At 67.0% G+C, this 21,346-nt stretch carries 20 protein-coding genes; 6 read left to right on the top strand and 14 right to left on the bottom strand.

The annotated features are described in order from the left end of the window. Positions 1-30: 30 nt before the first annotated feature. The 8 genes from RBB34_RS11265 to RBB34_RS11230 all read right to left on the bottom strand — a co-directional run bounded on the left by RBB34_RS11265 (position 31) and on the right by RBB34_RS11230 (position 6,798). Positions 31-1,179, bottom strand: a complete 1,149-nt coding sequence (locus tag RBB34_RS11265) for an aminotransferase class V-fold PLP-dependent enzyme (protein ID WP_306119323.1) — start codon at positions 1,177-1,179, stop codon at positions 31-33. Between the two features lie 18 nt (positions 1,180-1,197). Further along, positions 1,198-2,490 (bottom strand): TRAP transporter large permease, encoded by a 1,293-nt coding sequence (locus RBB34_RS11260; RefSeq protein WP_306119322.1) that lies wholly within the window; start codon positions 2,488-2,490, stop codon positions 1,198-1,200. Further along, positions 2,487-2,960, bottom strand: coding sequence for a TRAP transporter small permease (locus RBB34_RS11255; protein WP_306119321.1), 474 nt, complete (start codon positions 2,958-2,960; stop codon positions 2,487-2,489). The genes RBB34_RS11260 and RBB34_RS11255 overlap by 4 nt, the downstream gene beginning before the upstream one ends. Before the next feature lie 4 nt (positions 2,961-2,964). Continuing rightward, the gene (locus tag RBB34_RS11250; protein WP_306119320.1) at positions 2,965-3,978 is read right to left on the bottom strand and encodes a TRAP transporter substrate-binding protein; all 1,014 of its coding nucleotides are present in this window, start codon (positions 3,976-3,978) and stop codon (positions 2,965-2,967) included. 70 nt (positions 3,979-4,048) lie between these two features. Further along, positions 4,049-4,723, bottom strand: coding sequence for an amino acid ABC transporter permease (locus tag RBB34_RS11245; protein WP_306119319.1), 675 nt, complete (start codon positions 4,721-4,723; stop codon positions 4,049-4,051). Between the two features lie 3 nt (positions 4,724-4,726). After that, positions 4,727-5,497 (bottom strand): DUF1445 domain-containing protein, encoded by a 771-nt coding sequence (locus tag RBB34_RS11240; RefSeq protein WP_306119318.1) that lies wholly within the window; start codon positions 5,495-5,497, stop codon positions 4,727-4,729. Further along, positions 5,494-5,934 carry a hypothetical protein gene (locus RBB34_RS11235; protein ID WP_306119317.1) on the bottom strand — a complete coding sequence of 147 codons (441 nt, stop codon included), beginning with the start codon at positions 5,932-5,934 and terminating at the stop codon, positions 5,494-5,496. Before RBB34_RS11235 ends, RBB34_RS11240 begins: the two co-directional genes overlap by 4 nt. A gap of 54 nt (positions 5,935-5,988) precedes the next feature. Then, on the bottom strand, positions 5,989-6,798 hold the full coding sequence (locus RBB34_RS11230; protein WP_306119316.1) for an ABC transporter substrate-binding protein: 810 nt from the start codon (positions 6,796-6,798) through the stop codon (positions 5,989-5,991). Between the two features lie 221 nt (positions 6,799-7,019). Between RBB34_RS11230 and RBB34_RS11225 the strand changes: the two genes are divergently transcribed. Next, positions 7,020-7,676 (top strand): GntR family transcriptional regulator, encoded by a 657-nt coding sequence (locus RBB34_RS11225; protein WP_306119315.1) that lies wholly within the window; start codon positions 7,020-7,022, stop codon positions 7,674-7,676. A gap of 4 nt (positions 7,677-7,680) precedes the next feature. On the opposite strand, the gene RBB34_RS11220 is transcribed toward RBB34_RS11225, so the two are convergent. The 6 genes from RBB34_RS11220 to RBB34_RS11195 form a co-directional block, all read right to left on the bottom strand. Beyond that, positions 7,681-8,517 (bottom strand): ATP-binding cassette domain-containing protein, encoded by an 837-nt coding sequence (locus RBB34_RS11220; RefSeq protein WP_306119314.1) that lies wholly within the window; start codon positions 8,515-8,517, stop codon positions 7,681-7,683. Next, positions 8,507-9,385: an ABC transporter ATP-binding protein gene (locus RBB34_RS11215; RefSeq protein ID WP_306119313.1), complete on the bottom strand. Its 879-nt coding sequence runs from the start codon at positions 9,383-9,385 to the stop codon at positions 8,507-8,509. The genes RBB34_RS11220 and RBB34_RS11215 overlap by 11 nt, the downstream gene beginning before the upstream one ends. Beyond that, the gene (locus tag RBB34_RS11210; RefSeq protein WP_306119312.1) at positions 9,382-10,233 is read right to left on the bottom strand and encodes an ABC transporter permease; all 852 of its coding nucleotides are present in this window, start codon (positions 10,231-10,233) and stop codon (positions 9,382-9,384) included. Before RBB34_RS11210 ends, RBB34_RS11215 begins: the two co-directional genes overlap by 4 nt. Beyond that, positions 10,226-11,257, bottom strand: a complete 1,032-nt coding sequence (locus RBB34_RS11205; RefSeq protein WP_306119311.1) for an ABC transporter permease — start codon at positions 11,255-11,257, stop codon at positions 10,226-10,228. The genes RBB34_RS11210 and RBB34_RS11205 overlap by 8 nt, the downstream gene beginning before the upstream one ends. Positions 11,258-11,302: 45 nt before the next feature. Further along, on the bottom strand, positions 11,303-12,772 hold the full coding sequence (locus RBB34_RS11200; RefSeq protein WP_306119389.1) for an ABC transporter substrate-binding protein: 1,470 nt from the start codon (positions 12,770-12,772) through the stop codon (positions 11,303-11,305). 100 nt (positions 12,773-12,872) lie between these two features. Beyond that, positions 12,873-14,450: an NAD(P)/FAD-dependent oxidoreductase gene (locus tag RBB34_RS11195; RefSeq protein WP_306119310.1), complete on the bottom strand. Its 1,578-nt coding sequence runs from the start codon at positions 14,448-14,450 to the stop codon at positions 12,873-12,875. Positions 14,451-14,653: 203 nt separating this feature from the next. On the opposite strand from RBB34_RS11195, the gene RBB34_RS11190 reads away from it, so the two are divergent. The 5 genes from RBB34_RS11190 (at position 14,654) to RBB34_RS11170 (ending at position 21,295) form a co-directional block, all read left to right on the top strand. Beyond that, on the top strand, positions 14,654-15,439 hold the full coding sequence (locus RBB34_RS11190) for a cyclase family protein (protein WP_306119309.1): 786 nt from the start codon (positions 14,654-14,656) through the stop codon (positions 15,437-15,439). A gap of 15 nt (positions 15,440-15,454) precedes the next feature. Then, positions 15,455-17,023, top strand: coding sequence for an NAD(P)/FAD-dependent oxidoreductase (locus RBB34_RS11185; protein ID WP_306119308.1), 1,569 nt, complete (start codon positions 15,455-15,457; stop codon positions 17,021-17,023). Next, positions 17,020-17,511, top strand: a complete 492-nt coding sequence (locus tag RBB34_RS11180; protein WP_306119307.1) for a MarR family transcriptional regulator — start codon at positions 17,020-17,022, stop codon at positions 17,509-17,511. The genes RBB34_RS11185 and RBB34_RS11180 overlap by 4 nt, the downstream gene beginning before the upstream one ends. A gap of 62 nt (positions 17,512-17,573) precedes the next feature. Beyond that, positions 17,574-19,727, top strand: coding sequence for an indolepyruvate ferredoxin oxidoreductase subunit alpha (locus RBB34_RS11175; protein ID WP_306119306.1), 2,154 nt, complete (start codon positions 17,574-17,576; stop codon positions 19,725-19,727). Continuing rightward, complete coding sequence (locus RBB34_RS11170) at positions 19,724-21,295, top strand: indolepyruvate oxidoreductase subunit beta family protein (protein ID WP_306119305.1); 1,572 nt, start codon at positions 19,724-19,726, stop codon at positions 21,293-21,295. The genes RBB34_RS11175 and RBB34_RS11170 overlap by 4 nt, the downstream gene beginning before the upstream one ends. Positions 21,296-21,346: the final 51 nt, after the last annotated feature.

The raw sequence follows: 21,346 nt of genomic DNA, 5'->3' as shown, positions 1-21,346 counted from the left end.
CGGGGCAGCGACGCACGGCGCCCTGCCCCGTCAAGCCGCTTCGACGGCTTCCAGACACGCCAGCATGCGCTCGACGCCGGCCATCGTCGTCACCGCCCCCGGCGACAGGCGCAGGATGCGGTCGCGCCGGTCGGCATGGACGGCCTGCCGCCGGAAGGCCTCGAGGACGGCCTCGGGGTCGACCACCTCGGGCAGGCGCACCATCACGCTGCCGCCGCGCCGTTCCGCCTCGCGCGGGCTGGCCAGTTCGAGGCCCAGCCGGTCCACGCCCGCAATGATCGCCTCGCACAGGGTACGGTTGTGGGCGATCATCTCGGCCCTGTCCTGGGCGGCGTGCCATTCAAGGCTTGGCACGGTGGCCGCACAGGCCAGGATCGATGGCGTGCCATGGTCGAAACGGCGGATGTCGCCGGCATAGGCGAAACTGTCGATGTCCCACGAGAAGATGTCTTCCTGGCTGAACCAGCCGCGCAGGCGCGGCGCGCAGCGCGCGATCCATTCGGGCTTGAGCTGCAGGATTCCCGCTCCGGGCGAGCCGCACAGCCATTTCAGGCTCGTCGAGACCGTGAAATCGGCGTCGAAGCGGCCAAGGTCATACGCCATCAGGCCGATCCCCTGGGTGATGTCGACGCCGATCATCGATCCCATCTTGCGGCCATGGGCGATCAGCCGGTCAAGGTCGCAGCGATGCGAGGCTGTGGAGGTCACCCAGGTCAGAAGCGCAAGGCCGACATCCTCGCCCCAGCGCGCGACGACATCGTCATCGCTGACCCAGTGCGCCCCCTTGCGCAACGGCACGGTGTCGAGCGTGAAGCCGTGCAGCTCCGCCAGGCCGGACAGAAGGAAATGCAGGCTCGGAAAGCAGTCCGCGGCGATCAGGACGCGCTTGCCGCGCAGCGTGTGATCGGGCAGCGCGCCGATGATCGAGGCGAGCGCGGTGGTCACGTTCTCGGCCGTCGTCAGCGTGCCGGCCGGTGCCCCGATCAGCTCACGCCAAAAATCGATGAAGCGCTGGCGCTGGCCCAACGCATAGCCCCACTGGCCGTCGTCGAACCGGCCCCAGCTCATCGAGAACGCGCTCAGCGCCCGGCCCATGGCCTGCGCCTTGCCGTCATACTGGCCGATGGAGTGGTACAGGAAATAGGCGCTGCCATCGCGCCGGTCGGTTGTATCGAGCATCGTTCGTCTCCGTGAAGTTCAAAAGCCCAGCCGGGTCGGCAGCCAAAGGCTGATCTGCGGGAAGGCGACAAGCAGGGCCAGCGCGACCATGTTGACGGCAAGGAACGGCATGTTGGCCCGGATCAACGGACCCAGACCGCTTTTGGCGATCCGCTCGGCGGCGAACAGGCACACGCCCAGCGGCGGCGTCAGAAGGCCGATATTGAGGTTGAGGATGGCGACCGTGGCGAAATGCAGCGGATCGATGCCCGCCTCGACCGCCGCCATCGACAGGATCGGCCCGAACAGGATGATCACCGTGGTCGGATCGATGAACATGCCCAGGATCAGAAGGATCACGTTGAACACGAGCATGGACTGGACATAGCCCAGATCCCAGCCGGCGATGACGCCCGAGACCATGTTGGGCACGTTCTCGACGCCCAGCACCCAGGAGAATGCCCCGCCGCAGCCCACGATGATCAGCAACTGGCCCGAAAACACCGCCGAGCGCGAGAACACCCCGCCCAGCCCGGCCAGCGTCACGCTGCGATAGAAGACGACCGCCAGCACGAGCGCGTAGAGCGCGGCGACCCCGCCCGCCTCGGTCGGCGTCATCAGGCCGCCCAGCATGCCCGCGAGGATGATCACCGGGATCATCAGCGGTGCGATGGCGCCGCCGACGATGCGCAGCATCTGCGGCGGCGAGCGGTCCATTTCCACGATCGGGAAATCGGCCCGGCGCGCCTGGAAACCGACCAGCACCATCTGCACCGCGCCGATCAGCAGACCGGGGATGAGCGTCGCCGCCATCAACGCGCCGATCGACAGCCCGGTCATCGAACCGTAGATGACGGCCACCAGCGAGGGCGGCACCATCGGGCCGATGATCGAGGACGATGCGGTCACGGCTGCCGCATAGGCCGCGCCATAGCCCTGCTTGACCATGGAGGGAATGAAGACGCGGCCGAGCGAGGCGATATCGCCCAGCGCGACGCCGGTAATGCCTGAAAACAGGATCGATGCGCCGATATTGACCTGGGCGAGCCCGCCGCGCATCCAGCCGAACAGGGCATTGGCGAGCCTGATCAGCCGATCGGTGATCTTGCCCTCATTGATCAACTCGCCCGCCAGGATGAACAGCGGCACCGCCATCAGGACGAAGGAGTCCATGCCCTGATAGACCCGCTCGGCCATGATCGGCAGGAAGTGCCAGTCGCCGGTGAAGGCGACCCACACGAAGACCGAGGCCATCATCGCCCATGCGATGGGCAGGCCGAGCATGATCAGCCCCAGAAAGCTGAGGATGAGAACGATGATGGAAGCGCTCACTGGTTCCGTCCAAGCCCGATGAGGCGGATGACGGCCAGAACGGCCGCAAGGACAAAGGCGATCGGAAGCACCGCATAGGGCCAGGCCAGCGAGATCCGCAGGCCGTCGCTGCGCTGGCCGGCGGCGAACCGCATCGCATCCAGGCCATACCAGGCGATCGCGGCGAAGATGACGCAGGAGATCGCCGCCAGCACCATGGCGAGCCATCGGCCGGCCCGTGGCGCATGGCGGCGCAGCAGGTCCGGCACGAAGTCGATGCGGATATGGCTGTTGTCGGTCACGCTCGCGGCGGCGGCGAACAGCGCCATCCAGATCATCGCGTAGCGCGCCAGTTCCTCGGCGAACAGCGGCGCGCCACCCAGGAAGTAGCGCGTCACCACCTGCCAGATCACCAGCACGCTCATGCCCGCCAGCAAAAGGGCCGCGACCGCGCGCAGCGCCTTGCTGGCGATCTCGGCCCAATGATGCATGGCGTTACTCGGCGGCCTCGACCGCAGCCATGGCGTCTTCGATCAGCTCGGGCCGGTCGACATTGTCGCGCAGCCACTCGATGGCGACCGGCTGCATGATCTGCCGGAAGGCATTGCGCTGCTCGTCGGTGAGCTCGACCACGCTCACGCCCTGCTCGCGGGCGAAATCGATGGCCCGCCCTTCAAGGTCGCGCGAGGCCTCCCGGTTGAATGCGATGGCCTTGTCGGCGGCATCGAGGATGACCTGCTGGTCGTCTTCCGAAAGCGAGGCGAAGAAGCGGTCGGAGATGCCCAGCGGGCCGAACGCATAGGTGTGGCCGGTCAGGTTGAGGTGGCTTTGCACCTCGTAAAGCTTGATCAGGTTGAAGATGGCGGCCGAATTGTCCTGGCCGTCGACGACGCCGGTCTGCAGCGAGGTGTACAGTTCGCCGAACGAGATCGGCGCGGCGGACGCGCCCAGCGCCTCGACCGGGATGGTGGCGAGCGGGCCCAGGACGCGCATCTTCAGCCCGTCCATGTCATCGGGTGTCTCGATCGCCCGGTTGGCGCTGAAATGCTTGAAGCCGCCCGATTCCCACCAGCCGAGCACGCGCACGCCGGTCTTGGCGCGCAAATCTTCGGCCATGGCATCGCCGAACGCGCCGTCGAGCACCGCCCAGGCCGTCTGCTCGTCGGGGAACAGGTAAGGCATGTTGAGCACCTGGATGTCGCTGTAGATCGAGGCGTAGTTGCCGTCGGCCGCATCGGTCATCTGGATGACGCCGCGCCGCATCTGGCTGAGCCGCTCATTGGGCGCGCCCAGCGCACCGCCATAGACCAGATCGACCGTCATGTCCGAATTGGCCTCGACCTCGGACTTGAAGGTCTCGTACATGCCGTTGACGAAGTCGAAGCCCTCGATGGTCTCGGGCAGCGACAGGCCGACCTTGATCTCCTGGGCCAGCGCCGGTGTGGCGAGCGCGATCGTTGCGGCCAGCGCGCAGGCACCGGCAAGCGAACGGGGGTTGAATGGCTTCATGGAATTGCCTCCTTGGGTTTGGTTTCGGCGCGGAATCATTTTGTCCGATCCACGCGGCAAGTGCTTGATTTCAATGGGCGACCTTTTGCGGATAGCGGTGTTCGAGCCAGTTGGTGAAGCGCACCGCCGGCCACAGGATGGCCACATAGATCAGCGCCGCCCCGATCAGCGGCGAGGGGTTGGCATAAAGCGCCTGCGCATCGGTGGCCTGCTTGAGCAGATCGCTCATCGCCACCACCGAGGCGAGCGAGGTGTCCTTGATGATCGACACGCAGTTGGACGCATGCGGCGGAATGACGATGCGCACCGCCTGCGGCAGGATCACCTTGCGCATGGTCAGGTGGAACGGCAGGCCAAGGGCCGTTGCCGCCTCGAACTGTCCACGAGGCACCGCCTCGATCCCGGCGCGCACCACCTCGGCGGTATAGGCGGCCAGCACCATGGAAAGCGCGATCGCCGCGGCGACGAAGGGCGTGAACACGATGCCCACGAAGGGCAGCGCGTAATAGGTGATGATCAGCACCACCAGCACCGGCATGGCCCGGAACAGGTCGATATAGGCGATCGCCAGCCAGCGCGTCGGCCAGGGCGTGTAAAGCCGCACGAGGCAGATCAGAACCCCGGCAATGCCGCCCACGACGATCGCCGTCGCGCCCAGTAGCAGCGTGTTCCAGACCCCGCGCAAAAGCGCCGGAAAGGCCCGCTCGAGCACCGACAGGTTGAAGAAGATGTCGATGATTTCCATGGGTCAGTGCTCCCACCGGCGGGCGCGCCGGTCGGTAACCAGCATGTGGCCCGGCGCATGGGTGATCGCCAGGTCCAGCCGCGCCGAGGCGATGGCCCGCTCCAGCGTCACCCCGCAGGCCCAGAACACCGCCGTCTCGCCGGGGCCGATATCGGTCAGCCCGATGCCGTCGATCGGCTTGTCCAGATCGACGCCGATGGCGGCCGGATCGCCGACATGGATCGGGGCGCCGTGCGATTGGGGATGGGCGCGGGTGATCCGGCAGACCAGATCGAGCTGATCGTCGGCGATGGCGCGCATGGAAACGACCAGATTGCCGCCGAACGGGCCGACCGCCGTGTTGGGGATCGCCGTGTCGAAGGCCGAGCAGGTCTTGCCCGGCGCGTGGCACCGCAGCGCCACGCCCGCGGCGACCAGATCGGCCTCGAAGGTCAGCGAACAGCCCACGGCGAAGGCGACCAGGTCGTCCCGCCACAGATCGACGATGTCGGTCGGCATCTGTGCCGGCACGCCGTCGCGAAAGACACGGTAGCGCGGCAGGTCGACGCGCACGTCGATCCCCTCGCCAAGTTCGGCCAGGGCCGGATCGCCGGGCCTGGAGCGCGCCAGAAGCGGACAGGCGGCGCGGTTGGCGGCCATGAACGCTTCCAGATCGTCGGCGACGTTCCCGGGCACGATGGCAAGGTTGGCCTGGGCGAAACCGGGCGCCATGGAGCCCGTCGGCACCGGCTCGGCGCCGGCGCGGAACCGCGCCCGCAATTGTGTCGGCGTCATTGGCGCGCCTCCTTGTAGGCCGTCTCGATCTGCGCCTTGAACAGCAGCACCTCGCATTCATGTGTCGCGCAGGTGCGCGCCCAGCGCTCCTCGTCCATCCAGCCCGCCCGCCAGGTGCTCATCGCCGCAAGACAGCTGTCCGCGTCCAGGCCCCAGTCGGATCCCGGCGACAGCCGGATCGACACGCGCGGCACGCGGGTCCGACGGTCCCCGACATGATAGTCGATCAGCCCCAGCCCCCTGTGCGGCACGATCTCGACGATCGATCGGGCGCCGTCGAACAGCGACACCCCTTCGACGAGATCGCCCTGCCCGATCGGCGCAAGCCCGAAGCTGCCCAGCGTCCAGCGGCCGAGCGCGGCCGGCTCGGTGAGCCGGTCGAAGGCAAAATTCAGCGGCACCTCCAGCGTCACGGAGGCCATGTGCGCAACACCCATCGAAAACTCCGCAGGGTCGGGGGCGGCGCGCACGGCGCCGCCCGGGGGCAGGTGTCAGCCGTCGACCGAGGTCGGCACGTCCATCGGCGTCAGCGTCAGGCTGTCGGGCGCCGCCGGCACGCCGAACCACTTCTCGTGCAGTGCGTTCATCGTGCCGTCGGTCTTCATGTCGGAGATGATCTGGTTGACCTGTTCGAGCTTGTCCGAGCCCTTGGGCATCATCATTGCGAATTGCTCGCCGGTGACGATCTCCTCGGCCACTTCGAGCCCCTCCATCTGGGTGAAGGCGTAGCGCAGGCCGACAATGTCGTTGACCACCGCATCGACGCGCCCGCTGCGCAGGTCGGTCAGCATGTTGGCAACGGTGTCGTAGCTGTTATAGGCCCTGTATGCGAGTTCGTCCTCGCGCTCCTTGACCCAGTTCTCGGGAAACGAGGTGGCGATCGACCCGATCCGCTTGCCCTCGAAGTCGGCGACGCCCGAAATGTCGGAATCGGCGCGCACGCCGACGCCCAGCGCGCCCTGGAAATAGGGCTGGGTGAAGGACTGGCTCTCCAGCCGCTCATTGGTGATGGTCAGCGACGAGATCACCATGTCCACGCGCCTTGACGCCGAGGCGACGAACAGCGCCTTGAAGTCGAAGGCCTGAATGTCCGTCGTCATGCCCATGCGTTCGGCGATCTCGTTGACGATATCGACCTCGAAGCCCTCAAAGGCGCCGCTTTCGTTCTTGAACTGCCAGGGCGGATTGGCCGGATAGGCGCCGACCTTCAAGACGCCCTCGGCCATCGCCGGAACGCCGCCGCCAGCCAGTGCCGCCGCCACGCCCAATGCCAGCATGGCCCTTTTCGTGATGCGCATCATGGTTCCTCCCGAATGCTCCCGTCACAATCTCAGTCGTTTCCGGCGCGGCGCCGAGGCATCGCATCCGGCGCGGCAACGCTCCCACAATCTGTATACTTTTTCAAGCCTATTTTAAGCCTGAAACATCCATTTGCATATAATTGAGCCGACAAACCGGCTTGCAAGCGGCCCATCGCCGGGATTAGTCGTATACTGTTTTGGCCGTCTCCGGATTTACCACCATGGCGCAGCCGCGCAAGAGCCATCGCGATCGCATCTATGAGGACTACCTCGAGCGCATCCGCAACGGGGCGATCGCGCGCCGTGATCGGCTCGTCGACACGACCATCGCCGCCGAGCTGGGCGTCTCCCGCATGCCGGTGCGCGACGCGCTGATGCGGCTCGCCCATGAAGGCTATCTGACCGCGACGACCCGCGGGTTCACCCTGCCCAATCTTTCGCACGAGACGGTTCTGGAGATTTTCGAGGTCCGCCGCCTGCTCGACCCGCGCGCCGCCGCCTGGGCGGCGCAGTCGCTGGATCCCGGCCAGATCACGGCGCTCGAGCGGCACGCCGCCGACGCGCAGGCCGCCATCGACGATGGCGACTACCAGGCGCTGTACCGGGCGAGCGAGGCCTTCCGCAATGGCTGGATCTCGGCCGTGCCCAACCGCGAGATGCAAAGCGCGGTGCGGCGCTATCTCAGCCATGTGCAGACCGTGCGCATGGTGACCATGCACGATCGGCGCGTCCAGCAGATCGTTGCCGACGGGCAGAACGAACTGCTCGACCTGTTCCGCGCCCGCGACGTGCTGGGCGCCGAAAAGCGCATGCTCGTCTTCGTCATACAGGCCGAACAGAGCTACCGGGCGCTGTCGCGCGCCACGGACGGCCGATAGCGCGCTACCAGCCCGGCTGGTCCGGGTCGGGCAGCGGGATCGCGTCGAGCAATTGCCGCGTATAGGCGGCCCTGGGCTCGGCGAAGACCTCGCCCACCGGCGCATGCTCGACGATCTGTCCGCGGTGCAGCACCATCACCTCGCTGCACAGCCGCCGGATCACCGACAGGTCGTGGCTGATGAAGGCGAGCGTCAGGCCCAGTTCGGCGACCAGCCTTTCGAGCAGGTTGAGCACCTGTGCCTGCGAGGACACATCGAGCCCCGAGACGATCTCGTCGGCCAGGATGAATTCCGGCTCCAGCGCGATCGCCCGGGCGATGCCCACGCGCTGGCGCTGGCCGCCGGACAGTTCGTGCGGATAGCGCGCGGCGAATGCCCGGCCGAGCCCGACATGGTCGAGCGCCTCGCCCACCCGCTCGCGCACCCGGTCGAACCCGTGCAGATGCAATGGATCGGCGATGATCGCCCCGACCCGTCGGCGCGGATTGAGCGAGGACATCGGATCCTGGAAGATCATATGGAACCGCTTGCGCAGCGGCCTCAGCCCGGTCTCGTCCAGATGGGTGATGTCCGTGCCGGCAAAGCGGATCGTCCCGCCCGTGGGCTCGATGAGCCGCAGCAGCGCCCGCCCCAGCGTCGACTTGCCCGAGCCCGACCCGCCGACAATGCCGAGCGCCGTTCCCTGTTCGATGTCGAAATCGAGCCCGGTCAGGATGTCGATGCGCGGCGGCGGGCCGAACAGCGGTTTTGCGGCAAGATCGGGCAGCGCCACCTTCAGCCCGCGCACCTGGTAGAGCGGGAGGTGGCCCGGCGCGTTCGTGGCGGACCCGTTACCGGCCATGAATCCACTCCCGGTCGGCGACGGCGACTTCGGCAGTGACCGCCTCGATCACCGACGGATCGACCGGTTGCAGCGAGGCGGCCGGATCGGTGTATTTGGGCGTCGCCGCCAGCAGCGCGCGCGAATAGGCGTGCCGGGGCGCCGCGAAGAAGTCGGCGACGCGCGCGTCCTCGACCACCTTGCCCGCATAGAGCACGCTCAGGCTCTGGCACACCTTGGAAACGACGCCCAGATCATGCGTGACGAACACGAGCGCGGTGCCGTGATGGGCCTGCATCTCGCCGATCAGCTTGAGGATCTGTTTCTGCACGGTGACGTCGAGCGCGGTGGTCGGCTCGTCGGCGATGATCAGGCGCGGTTCGGCGGCAAAGGCCGAGGCGATCAGGATGCGCTGGCGCATGCCGCCCGACAATTCGTGCGGATAGCGGCCGATCACCCGTTCTGGATCTTCGATGTGCACCTCGCCCAGAAGTTCGAGCGCCCGCGCCTGCGCGTCCGCCTTGCCCCAGCCCAGTATGTCGACCAGCCGGTCGGTGATCTGCGGGCCGATGCGCTTGGACGGATTGAGCGCGGTCAGCGGGTCTTGCGGGATCAGCGCGGCGACAGAGCCGATCAGCCGGCGCCGGTCGGCCGGCCGCATCGCCAGAAGATCGTGGCCGTCGAGCCGGATCGCGCCCTCGGCGACGCGCACCGCCTTGGGCAGGATGCCGAGCACGGCCTTGCCGATCATCGACTTGCCCGCTCCGCTCTCGCCGACCAGCCCGCGCACCTCGCCGGTATCGACGGCAAGCGAGACCGAGCGCAGCAGCCGCGCGCCGGTGCCCGCGAGAACGGCGCTCAGCCCCTCGATCTCAAGGAACGCGCTCATCGCAGCACCGGGTCGAAATGGTCCTTGAGCCCCTCGCCGAACTGGCTGAAGGACAGGACCGTCAGAAACAGCGTGACGAGCGGGAAGACCAGCACCCACCAGGCCTGATGGATGGAGATCCGCCCCTCGGCGATCATGCCGCCCCAGGTCGGCGCGTCGGTGGAAATCGACAGGTTCACGAAGGACAGGATCGCCTCGACGATCACGGCGATGCCCATCTCCAGCGTCACCAGCGCGACGATGGTCGGCAGCACGTTGGGCAGGATTTCGCGCACCATGATCGACAGCCGCGTGCGCCCTGCGACCTTGGCGCTCGCCACATAGTCCATGGCGGACTGGTTGAGCGCCTCGGCGCGCACGACCCGGCAAAAGCGCGTCCAGTCGATGACGACGATGGCGATGATGATCGAATGCAGCCCCGTGCCGAGCACGGCGATCAGAAGGATCGCGAACAGCACCGGCGGGAACGCCATCCAGATATCGACGAGCCGCGAGATGATGCGGTCGGCCCAGCCGCGCATGAAGCCGGCGACCAGCCCCAGCGCCGAGCCGATCAGGCAGGTGGCGATTCCGGCGACCAGCGCCACGGCCAGCGCGATGCGCGCGCCATGCATGATGCGCGAGAGGACGTCGCGGCCCAGGCTGTCCGTGCCCAGCCAGAAGCCCGGCTCGGCGCCGGCCATCCAGAACGGCGGCAGCCGCGCGGCGAACAGGTCCTGGGCGAGCGGGTCCTTGGGCGCGAGCCAGGGCGCAAGCAGCGCGACGATCGCCAGCAGCGCCAGCCAGCCGCCCGAAAGCCACAGCCGCGCATTGATGCGCCGGCGCACCGCGGCGCGCCCGTCAAGCATGGCGCAGCCGGGGGTTGAGGACGGCATAGAGCATGTCGACGATCAGATTGACCACGGTGAAGATGAGCGCGAATACGATCACGATGCCCTGGATCAGCGGCAGGTCGCGATTGATCACCGCGTCGATCGCCATGTTGCCGAGCCCCTCATAGGAAAACAGCCGCTCGATGATCACGGTGCCGCCGATCAGGAAGGTGAACTGCACGCCGATCAGCGTCAGCGTCGGCAGCACGGCATTGCGCAGCGCCTCGCCGACGATGACGCGGTTCTCGCCATAGCCCTTGGTGCGCGCCAGCACGACATAATCGAGATGCATGGTCTCCTTCAGCGACTGCTTGAGAAGCTGGCTGATGATCGCCGCCAGCGGGATCGCCAGCGCCAGGGCCGGCATGAACATGTGGGTCAGAAGATCCCACCACAGATCGAAACGCAGCCGCACGATGCTCTCGAAGACGTAGAACTGCGTCACGAAGGGCAGATCGAGCGCCGGCGAGATGCGTCCGGAAATGTGAAAGATCGGCCAGAGCACGCCGAACAGAAGGATGAAGACCAGCCCCCACAGGAAATCGGGCACCGACAGCCCGACCCCGTTGGCCACGTCCACGGCACCCTCGGTGCGCGTTCCGCGAAAGCGCGTGCCGGTCAGCGCCATCACCCCGCCGATGATCACGGCCAGCACCAGCGCGAAGATGGACAGTTCGAGCGTCGCCGGCAGGCGCCCGAGCACCAGGTCGAGCACCGGCTGGCGCGTCGATATCGACGTGCCGAAATCGCCCTGCACCACGCCGCCCAGCCAGATGACGAACTGCTCGGGGATCGACTTGTCGAGCCCATACAGCGCATTGAGGCGGGCGATATCGGCCTCGGTCGCCCCCGGCGGCAGCATCATGGCGACCGGATTGCCCGGCACCACGCGGATGACCACGAACACGATCACCGCCACGCCGAACAGCGTGATCGCCATGGTGGCCAGACGGCCCAGGACTATTCTCAGCAAGAGCACCGAAAGCGACCCCGACAGCACGGAACCGCCGCCAGTCCGGCGGCGGTCCCTTTCATACCCGCGCAATCAGGCGCGCGTCATCAGATGCGGCAGCAGCGCGCCGGAGGCGTGCTGGACGACCTTGACCTGGTCCGAGTGCAGAATCGGCTGGACATACTGCATCAGCGGGATCACCAGCGCGTTCTCGGCGACGAACCGGTCGACGTCCTTCCAGCCCTGGATGCGCTTGTCCTCGTCCGCTTCACCCCACAGCGGGGCGATCTTGTTGACCAGTTCCTCGCCGTCCCACACCGAGTGCGGCGACGGGCCGAACATGGCAAAGCCGGTCGAGGTCGTCGGATCGCCCACCGCATTGCCCCAATTGTAGAAGGCGGCCGGGGCGAGCTGGTCGGCGGCGCGCAGCTCGAAATGCTTGGCGATCTCGTAGACCTCGATTTCCGCCTTGATGCCGACCTGCCGCCACAGCCCGACGATCGCCTGGATGATCTCATAGTCCTTGGGCTTGAAGCCGCGCGTGGTCTGGATGGTGAAGCGCACCGGATTGTCGGGCGAATAGCCGGATGCGGCGAGCAGTTCCCGTGCCTTGTCGGGATTGTGCTCGACGGTGATCGACGGGTCGAAGGCGACATATTCGGGCGTCTGCAGCGTGTCGATCGGCACGCCGTATCCCGACAGCAGGCGCTCGACGATCAGCGGCTTGTCGATGGCATGGGCCATGGCCTTGCGCACATTGGGATCGAGCATGACGTCGACGTCGTTGATGAAGATCATGCCGATATCGGAGATCGGCCGGTCGCTGCCGGCCAGCCCCGCCCGACCCTTGAGGCGGTCATACTCCTCATAGGGCATTTCGAGGGTGACGTGCGAATTGCCCGATTCCACCTCGGCGACGCGCGAGGCCGAATCGGTGACGAACTTGATCGTGACCGTCTTGAACTCGGGCGCGCCGTTCCAGTAGTTCTCGTTGGCCTTCAGCCGCACGAAGGCGTTGCGCTCGAAGCGGTCGACCATATAAGGGCCGGTGCCGATGGGCGCGGCTTCGAAGCCCTCCGCGCCCACTTCCTCAAAGTACTTCTTCGGCATCACATAGCCGGTCAGGAACGCCATCCACTTGAAGATGGTCGGATCGAACTGCTTCACGTCGGCCGTCACGCGATTGCCGTCGACGGAAAAGTTGCCGATCGTGCCCCAGACGAACTGGATCGGATTGCCCGTTTCGGGATTGCCGGCACGCTCGAGCGACCAGGCCACGTCCTCGGCCGTGAACGGGTCGCCATTGTGCCAGGTCACGCCCTCGCGCACATCCATGAAGATCTGGCTGCGATCCTCGTTCCAGCCCCAGTCGGTGATCAGCCCCGGCGCGAAGCTCAGATCCGGGTTCTGATGGATGAACATGTCGAAAACCGACTGATAGAGCCCCTGGATCGTCGGGTTCACCGCCGACGGACCGACCGTTGGATCCCAGGACGGCAGGTTGACGTTGTAGGCGATCACCAGTTCCTCGATCTCCTGCGCCAGCGCCGGAACGCCGACCATGCCGGCCGCCGCCAGCGCGCTTGACGCCTTGAGTACCGTGCGTCGTGTGATGGAATTCATGTCGCTACCTCCCAATGGTTGGACAGTGTCGCAATGGTTGTCAGTTTCCCGCCAGCCTGCGGCCGAGCAGATAGCCCGAGCCCGCGCCGAGCCCCGCGCCGGGCCAGACCGCCGCGCCGGTCAGGTGCAGGTTCGTGATCGGCGTCTCCCCGTTGGCGTGGCCATAGGCGGGCCGGAAGAAGAAGTGCTGGGTCAGATGGTGGCTGCCGCAAACCTGATCGCCGCCGACAAGGTTCGGATTGTCGGCCTCCAGTTCCTCGGGCGAGACGATGCGCCTGGCGATGATCTTGTCGCGCAGGCCCGGCGCGTGGCCCTCGATGATGTCGATCACCCGTTCGGCGAACGGGCCCTTGATGGCCTCCCAGTCCGTGCCCTCGATCGTGCCGGCCGCATCGCCCTTGACGGTGCCCGGTGCCATGCGCACCTGCAACCACATCACATGCTTGCCTTCGGGCGCCCGGGACGGGTCGACCGCGGTCGGCTGGCCGGCGACGATCACCGGCGCCTTCGGCAAAAGGCCGGCCCGGGCCTCCTGATAGGCCCGCGCCATCTGATCGAGCGAAGGCGCGAGGTGCACATAGGCGTACGATCTCAGCGCCTCGCCGGCCGACCAGTCGGGCAGGTCGTCCATCGCAAGATGGATCATCATCGTGCCCGGCGCATGCTGGAAACCGGCCATGCCGGCATCGAACGCCTTGTCGCCCGAGCCGCCCTCGAGCAGATCCCCGACGAGCCGCGACGGCGCGCTGCCCGCGATCACCGCCTTTTGCGCGTCGATCCGCGTGCCGTCCTCCAGTTCGACGCCGACCGCCGCCCCGCCCTTGCGGACGATGCGCGCCACGCGCTGGCCGCAATGGACCGCCCCGCCCCTGTCCTCGATCATGCCGACGAGCGCCTTGACCACCGTGTCGGCCCCGCCCTGGCCGAGCACCATGCCGAAGGACTGGTTGGCCATGCCCTCAAGGTACGGAAACAACGCACCGCCGGCGATATCGGGCGCGAAATCCAGATGCATGCCCCAGGCGGCCAGCGTCGCCCGCACGCGCTCGTCCTCGAAGGTCTCGGTCAGGAAGGCGCGCGGCGAGGCCAGGAGGAACCGCACCAGCGACATCGCCTCGCGATGCCCGGCCCTCATGAATAGTTTAAGCATGAAACGTGCAAAAACATGCAATTTCATCGGGCTGCCAAGAAGCGCGAAGATGTGCTCGGCCCGTGCCGGAAACCCGTCGGTCAGGCGCTTCCAGGCGGCGGCATCCGCCTCGCTGAAGGCGGCGATTCGCTCCATGTTCGCCGCTGCGTCATTGCCCAGCCCGAGCCATGTGCCGTCCTCGAACACGCTGGCAAAGCAGTTCTCCGCCGGCGCGAAGGCCAGCCCATGCCGCGTCAGTTCCTCCGAATAGGCCTTGAAAAACGCCGAACCCGCGAAGAGGCTGACATTCATCGCCGCCCAGTCATGGCGGAAGCCGGGCTCGGTCAGCTCCAGCGTCTTGACCGCCCCGCCGGGCACCGACGCCTGCTCGAACACGCCCACCGACCAGCCCTTGGCGGCAAGATGCGCCGCGCAGGCCAGGCTGTTGTGCCCGGCGCCGATGATGACCGCATCGTAGGATTTTTGCACGATCGGATCGCCTCCCGTTCGAAAGATATTTGCAAACGCATGATTATTTGTCTAGCGTATTGTTGAGCCATCGCGCAATCGCGGTCCGACCCGGGCGTCGGCGCGCGGGCATCGGGGGCCGGATCTCGGGGGACCCGCAGGCACCGGCCCGGAACCAGGACCATTGAACGCCGGACATCGGCCGGCAGCGGAGGAGAAAACGCATGAACGATCAGTCCATCGTCGCCAAGCTCGGAGCGGCCCTTCTGTCGGGCGATGTCCGGGTCGTCGACCTGTCCGGCGCGCTGGGACCGGACACACCGCTTCTCAAGCTGCCGCCGGACCTGGCCGTCGACACGCCCAAGATCGAGGTCCACAAGATTTCCGAATACGACAATGACGGCCCGTTCTGGGCGTGGAACTGGCTGAAGATCGGCGAGCATTCGGGCACCCATTTCGACGCGCCCCATCACTGGATCACCGGCAAGGATTTCGAGGACGGCTATACCGACAAGATCGCGCCGCAGAATTTCGTCGGCCCGGTCAATGTCATCGACTGCTCCAGGGAGGCCGCCGAAGACCCCGACTTCCTGCTCACCGCCGACCATGTGAAGGCCTGGGAGGCCGAGCACGGCGAGATCGGCGAGGGCGAGTGGGTCGTCATGCGCACCGACTGGGACAAGCGCGCCCATTCGGAGGCCGAGTTCCTGAACATGGACGAGAACGGCCCGCATTCGCCCGGACCCACGGTCGAATGCATCGAGTATCTTCTGTCCAAGGGCATCATCGGCTGGGGCTCGCAATGCATCGGCACCGATGCGGGCAGCGCCGGCGGCATGGAACCGCCCTTCCCCGCCCACAACCTTCTGCACAAGGCCAACAAATACGGTCTGGCCAGCCTTGCCAATCTCGACCAGCTTCCGCCCAAGGGCGCCGTGCTGATCGCCGCGCCGCTGAAGATCGTCAACGGTACGGGCAGCCCGATCCGCGCGCTCGCCCTGGTCCAGTAGCCGGCGGTTGCCGCCATGGCGCGCCATGACGTGATCATCGTGGGCGGCGGGATCAACGCGCTCGTCGCCGCGGCCATGCTGTCGGGCGCCGGCAGGCGCGTGCTCCTGCTCGAGCGCGCCGACCGCGTCGGCGGCTGCATGCGCACCGAACAGATCACCGCGCCCGGCTTTCGCCATGACGTCATGGCGGCGACCTTCGTGCTGTTCCTGACCGGACCGGCGCATGAGGCGCTCGGCGCCGATCTGGGGCGCCATGGCCTCGAGTTCTGCCACAGCGCGCAGCCGACCGCCGTGCTGCGGCCGGACGGATCGTCGCTGGTGCTGACCACGGACCGCGCCGCCAATATCGCCGCCTTCAATGCACTGTCGGCCGGCGATGGCGAGGCGCATGCCGCCGATGTCGGCTCGGTGGAGGCCGATGCCGACTTCCTGTTCGCCCTGCTCGGCGGCGATCTGTGGAGCCGGCAGACCGCCACCCTGATCGGCAAGCAGGGCTGGAAGAAGGGTCCACGCGATCTGGCCGCCTTCATGGGACGCGCGCTGATGCCGGCGCGCGCCTGGCTGGAATCGAGTTTTGCCTCGCCCACCGTGCAGGCGCTCTTCGCGCCCTGGGTGCTGCATACCGGGCTGACGCCCGAGGCGGCCTATGGCGGCCAGATGGGCAAGGTGATCGCCTTTGCGCTGGAGGCTGCGGGCGCTCCCGTGGTCAAGGGCGGCGCCGGCGCGGCGGCCGAGGCGTTCCGGGCCCTCATCGAGGAACGCGGAGGCGAGATACGCACCGGCACCGATGTCGCCCAGATCACGGTCAAGGGCGGCGCGGCGACAGGCGTCGTGACCGCCGACGGCGAGCGCATCGAGGCCGGCGAGGTGATCTGTTCGGTCGCGCCCGGCCAGCTCTATGAGCGCCTGCTCGGCGATGCCGCCCCCGAAAGCGCCAGGGACGAGCTCAGGCGCTTCCGCCACGGGCGCGGCAATTTCCAGCTTCACTATGCGCTCGACGGCCCGGTTCGGTGGAACACGCCCGGGCTCGACGACGTCGCGCTGATCCACCTGACCGACGGGATCGACGCGGTTTCCAAATGCTCCAACGAAGCCGAGCGCGGCATGCTGCCCGAAGTGCCGACCATCTGCGTGGGCCAGCCGCACCGGCTCGATGCCACCCGCTGCCCCGATGGCAAGGCGGTTCTCTGGCTGCAGATGCCCGATGCCCCGCGCGTCATCAAGGGCGATGCGGCCGGCGAGATCGAGACGGGACCGCAATGGACCGAGGCGATCCGGGAGGCCTATGCGGACCGCATCGAGGCGATCCTGGCCAGCCACATCAAGGATTTCCGCAAGACCGTGATCGGCCGGCGCGCCTACTCGCCCGCCGATCTTCAGGCGCTGAACGTCAATCTGGTCGGCGGCGACCCCTATGGCGGCAATTGCGCGCTCGACCAGTTCTTCCTGTGGCGGCCATTCGCCGACACGGTCAATCACCGCACGGCGATCGGCAATTTGCATCACATCGGCGCCTCCACCCATCCCGGCCCCGGCCTCGGCGGCGGCTCGGGCTATCTCCTCGCCAGGAGGCTGGGCGCATGAAGCAGGACCCGCAACACGCCTTCGGGGCGGGCGAGCCGGTGCCGCGCCTGGGCGAGATCGGCCTTTACAATTTCGCGCCCTATCTGATGAACCGCATCATGGGCCGCTACAATGCCAGCCTGCGCGAGGAAATGGCCGAGTTCGGGCTGTCGACGCCGAAGATGCGGGCGCTTGCTGTTCTGTCGGTGATCGACGGCATTCAGATCAGCCAGCTTTCGGTCTATGCGGTGGTCGAGCAGTCCACGCTCAGCCGCGCGCTCGACCAGTTGATGGCCGAGGGGCTGATCCGCCGCCAGCCCGACCCCAATGACAGCCGGGTGACGCGCATCGTCATCACCGATGCGGGCCGCGCGGCCTTCGAGCGCATCTGGCCGTCCATGGCGCGCATGTACAGACGCATGTTCGCCGGCATCGCCGACGACGAGCGCGCAGCGTTCGTGGCGACGCTGCAGAAGATGCTCAGGAACATCCGCAAACACGAATTCTGACCAGCCGGCGGTGCGGCGCGCATCAGCGCGACGGCCACCGGGATCCGAAGGGAGGCACGCATATGGCCGAACGATCCTTTGCAAAGGAAGTGAAGAAGCTGAAGATGGGCGAAGGCGAGACCTTCACCTCCGAGGGCATTCTGGCGATCACCAAGGCGCTGCTCGAATGCGGCGTGGGCTATGTCGGCGGCTATCAGGGCGCGCCGATCAGCCATTTGATGGACGTGCTCGCCGACGCCGAGGAAATCCTGTCCGAACTCGGCGTGCGGTTCGAGGCCAATGCCTCCGAGGCGGCGGCCGCGGCCATGCTGGCGGCCTCGGTCCACTATCCCATCCGCGGCGCGGTCACCTTCAAGGGCTCTGTCGGCGTCAACGTCGCCTCCGACGCACTCGCCAATCTCGCTTCCTCCGGCGTCAATGGCGGCGCGCTGATCATCGTCGGCGAGGACTATGGCGAAGGCTCCTCGATCATGCAGGAGCGCAGCCATGCCTTTGCGATGAAGTCGCAGTTCTGGCTGCTCGACCCGCGCCCCAACCTGCCCTCGATCGTCACGGCGGTGGAACAGGGCTTCGATCTGTCCGAGGCCTCCAACACGCCGGTCATGCTGATGGTGCGCATCCGCTCGTGCCACGTCACCGGCAGCTTCACGGCGCGCGACAACAAGCGCCCGCCGCTGACCGTGCGCGAGGCGCTGTCCAACCCGCAGCGCGATTTCGCCCGCGTTGTGCTGCCGCCCATGTCCTACGCCCAGGAAAAGGACAAGGTGGAAAACCGCTGGCCCGCAGCCAAGGCCTATATCCGCGAACAGGGGCTCAACGAGTTCTTCGGCCCCTCGGACGGCAAGGTCGGCATCGTCATGCAGGGCGGGATGTATAACGGCGTCATCCGCGCGCTGCAGCGCCTTGGCCTTGCCGACATCCACGGCGACACGGAGATCCCGCTTTACGTTCTCAACGTCACCTACCCGCTGGTCGACGAGGAGTTTCTCGAATTCTGCGAGGGCAAGGACGCCGTGCTGGTGGTCGAGGAGGGCCAGCCCGAATTCATCGAGCAGCAGCTCGGCTCTATCCTTTATCGCGCCGGCGCCCGCACCGGCCTTTCGGGCAAGGACGTCTTTCCCATGGCCGGCGAATATACCGGCCAGGTCATGCTCGATTCCATCGAGGCCTTCTTCAAGAAGAGCGCCCCCGAATTGCTGCCGGCCCAGCGCCGGGCGCCCAACCGGCCCGACGACACCGATGTGCCCGATCTGTCAAAGACCGTGCCGATCCGGCCGCCGGGCTTTTGCACCGGCTGCCCGGAGCGGCCGATCTTCGCGGCCATGAAGCTGGTCGAAGGCGATCTGGGCAAGCACCAGATCGCCGGCGACATCGGCTGTCACCTGTTCGCCACCCTGCCGCCCTTCGAGATCGGCGGCACGACGATGGGCTACGGGCTCGGCCCGGCCTCCAACGCCGCCTTCGACGGCGGCGGCGAGAAGCGGTCGATCGCCGTGCTCGGCGATGGCGGCTTCTGGCACAACGGTCTGTCGTCCTCGATCGGCAATGCGGTCTTCAACAAGTCCGACAGCGTCACCGTGATCGTCGACAACTACTATTCGGCGGCGACCGGCGGCCAGGACGTGATGTCCTCGCGCGCCGACAATGCCACCAAGTCGACCAAGCATCCCATCGCCGAGGCCGTAAAGGGGGTCGGCGTCGAATGGGTGCGCCAGATCGACCACACCTACGATGTCGGCAAGATGCGCGACACGCTCAAGGAGGCGCTGACGACCGACTATGACGGTCCCAAGGTGATCGTCGCCTCTTCCGAGTGCATGCTCAACAAGCAGCGGCGCGAAAAGCCCAAGGTCGCCAAGGCGATCAGGGAAGGCCGGCGGGTGGAGAAACCGCGTTTCGGCGTCGACGAGGACATCTGCACCGGCGATCACGCCTGCATCCGGCTGTCCGGCTGTCCGTCCCTGTCGCTGAAGACGCTCGACGATCCGCTGCGCGACGATCCGATCGCGGCGATCGACGAAAGCTGCGTTGGCTGCGGCAATTGCGGCGAGGTGGCCGATGCGGCCGTGCTGTGCCCGTCCTTTTACCGTGCCGATGTGGTGCACAACCCGCCCGCCTTCGAAAGGGCGATGTCGAAAGTCGCCGGGCGCATCATCGGCTGGCTGCAGCAGCGCCGCGCGCGCGCCCGCCTTGAATTCTCCGGGGCCGGATCATGAACGTCGTCCATTCCGACTTCACCCCGAAAAGCCGTGACGCGCGCGTCGACAAGATCATCAAGCTGGCGATCATGGCGGTCGGCGGTCAGGGCGGCGGCGTTCTGACCAACTGGATCGAGGAGGTCGCGCGCAACAATGGCTATGCGGCCCAGGCGACCTCGGTCGCCGGCGTCGCCCAGCGCACCGGCGCGACGATCTATTATATCGAGATGGCGCCCGACACCGGCCGGCAGCCGGTGTTCTCGCTCATGCCGGCGGCCGGCGATGTCGACATCCTGCTCGCCGCCGAGATGATGGAGGCCGGCCGCGCCATCCAGCGCGGCTTCGTCACGCCCGACCGCACCACGCTGATCGCCTCCTCGCACCGCGCATTGGCGGTTTCCGAGAAGATGGTGCCCGGCGACGGCATCGCCAATTCCGAAGAGGTCAAGGCCGCCGCCGAGATCGCCGCCCAGCGCTTCATCGTCTTCGACATGAACAAGATGGCCGTCGACGCCGGCTCGGTGATCTCGGCGAGCCTTTTCGGCGCGCTCGCAGGCTCGGCTACCCTGCCCTTCACGCGCGAACAGTTCGAAGCGGCGATCAGGGCCGGCGGCCGCGGCGTCGACGCGAGCCTGCGCGCCTTCGCCGCCGCCTTCGAGGCGACTCAGGCCGGCGCGGAACAGCCGACCCAAGCGCCCGAACCCGCCCACAAACCGCTCGCCATCACCGGGCCGGACGCGCTGATCGACCGCTGGAACGCGCTGACCGCGCGCATCGATGCCTACCCCGCGCCGGTGCGCGACATGGCCCGGCGGGGCCTTCGCGTCGTCGTCGACTTCCAGGATATCGACTATGGCGAGGATTATCTTGGCCGGCTCGACGCCATTCTCGCCGTCGACCGCGCGGACAAGGAGTACGCGCTGACCGAACAGGCCGCCAAATACGTCGCCAAGGCAATGGCCTATGACGATGTCATCCGCGTCGCCGACCTGAAGACGCGCGCCAGCCGGTTCGAACGCATCCATGACGAGATGCACACGCCGGACGAGGCCCGGCTGATGCTGACGGAGTTCATGCATCCGCGCGCCGAGGAGATCGTCGGCATGTTCCCGGCGCGCATCGGTCGCAGGATCGAGGCGGACGCCAGGTGGATGAGGCGCATCGACCGGCTGTTCAACAAGGGGCGCCGCGTACGCACCGACCGGCTGACCGGATTCGTGCCGCTCTATGTCCTGGGCGGTCTGAAGGGCTGGCGCCGGCGCACGCTGCGCCACGCCTATGAGGTCGAGCATCTGGAGCGCTGGCTGGCCACGGCGATGGACTATCTGAAGACCGACTACGACCTTGCCGTCGAGGTGCTGCGCACCCGCCGTCTGATCAAGGGCTATTCGGACACCCATGCGCGCGGGCTGAGCAAGTTCGACCGCGTCATCGGCGCGATCGCGCTCCTGGCCGGCCGCGACGACGCGGCCGAGTGGGCCGCCCGGCTGCGCGAGGCCGCCCTCAAGGACGAGGAAGGCAAGATGCTCGACGGCGCCATCGAGACGGTTCGCAGCTTCGTGCCGGAAAAGGCCGAGATGGCCTGAGGGCGCCGTCCCCCTTCGTCATCCTCGGGCGTGCCGGGGATGACGAACGGG

The sequence above is a fragment of the Roseitalea sp. MMSF_3546 genome (assembly GCF_030732865.1).
Taxonomy (GTDB): domain Bacteria; phylum Pseudomonadota; class Alphaproteobacteria; order Rhizobiales; family Rhizobiaceae; genus Roseitalea.
The sequence above is the reverse complement of the archived record's forward strand: the minus strand, read 5'-3'. Positions and strand labels throughout refer to the sequence as shown.

Bases quoted from the DNA above. Each gene is read 5' to 3' on its own strand.
- RBB34_RS11200 (WP_306119389.1), bottom strand. From the start codon at position 12,772: ATGGTCGGCGTTCCGGCGCTGGCGCAGGAGATCGAGGAACTGGTGATC.
- RBB34_RS11250 (WP_306119320.1), bottom strand. From the start codon at position 3,978: ATGAAGCCATTCAACCCCCGTTCGCTTGCCGGTGCCTGCGCGCTGGCC.
- RBB34_RS11225 (WP_306119315.1), top strand. From the start codon at position 7,020: ATGGCGCAGCCGCGCAAGAGCCATCGCGATCGCATCTATGAGGACTAC.
- RBB34_RS11185 (WP_306119308.1), top strand. From the start codon at position 15,455: ATGGCGCGCCATGACGTGATCATCGTGGGCGGCGGGATCAACGCGCTC.
- RBB34_RS11245 (WP_306119319.1), bottom strand. From the start codon at position 4,723: ATGGAAATCATCGACATCTTCTTCAACCTGTCGGTGCTCGAGCGGGCC.
- RBB34_RS11255 (WP_306119321.1), bottom strand. From the start codon at position 2,960: ATGCATCATTGGGCCGAGATCGCCAGCAAGGCGCTGCGCGCGGTCGCG.
- RBB34_RS11265 (WP_306119323.1), bottom strand. From the start codon at position 1,179: ATGCTCGATACAACCGACCGGCGCGATGGCAGCGCCTATTTCCTGTAC.
- RBB34_RS11180 (WP_306119307.1), top strand. From the start codon at position 17,020: ATGAAGCAGGACCCGCAACACGCCTTCGGGGCGGGCGAGCCGGTGCCG.
- RBB34_RS11235 (WP_306119317.1), bottom strand. From the start codon at position 5,934: ATGGGTGTTGCGCACATGGCCTCCGTGACGCTGGAGGTGCCGCTGAAT.
- RBB34_RS11170 (WP_306119305.1), top strand. From the start codon at position 19,724: ATGAACGTCGTCCATTCCGACTTCACCCCGAAAAGCCGTGACGCGCGC.
- RBB34_RS11230 (WP_306119316.1), bottom strand. From the start codon at position 6,798: ATGATGCGCATCACGAAAAGGGCCATGCTGGCATTGGGCGTGGCGGCG.
- RBB34_RS11240 (WP_306119318.1), bottom strand. From the start codon at position 5,497: ATGACGCCGACACAATTGCGGGCGCGGTTCCGCGCCGGCGCCGAGCCG.
- RBB34_RS11220 (WP_306119314.1), bottom strand. From the start codon at position 8,517: ATGGCCGGTAACGGGTCCGCCACGAACGCGCCGGGCCACCTCCCGCTC.
- RBB34_RS11210 (WP_306119312.1), bottom strand. From the start codon at position 10,233: ATGCTTGACGGGCGCGCCGCGGTGCGCCGGCGCATCAATGCGCGGCTG.
- RBB34_RS11175 (WP_306119306.1), top strand. From the start codon at position 17,574: ATGGCCGAACGATCCTTTGCAAAGGAAGTGAAGAAGCTGAAGATGGGC.
- RBB34_RS11215 (WP_306119313.1), bottom strand. From the start codon at position 9,385: ATGAGCGCGTTCCTTGAGATCGAGGGGCTGAGCGCCGTTCTCGCGGGC.
- RBB34_RS11190 (WP_306119309.1), top strand. From the start codon at position 14,654: ATGAACGATCAGTCCATCGTCGCCAAGCTCGGAGCGGCCCTTCTGTCG.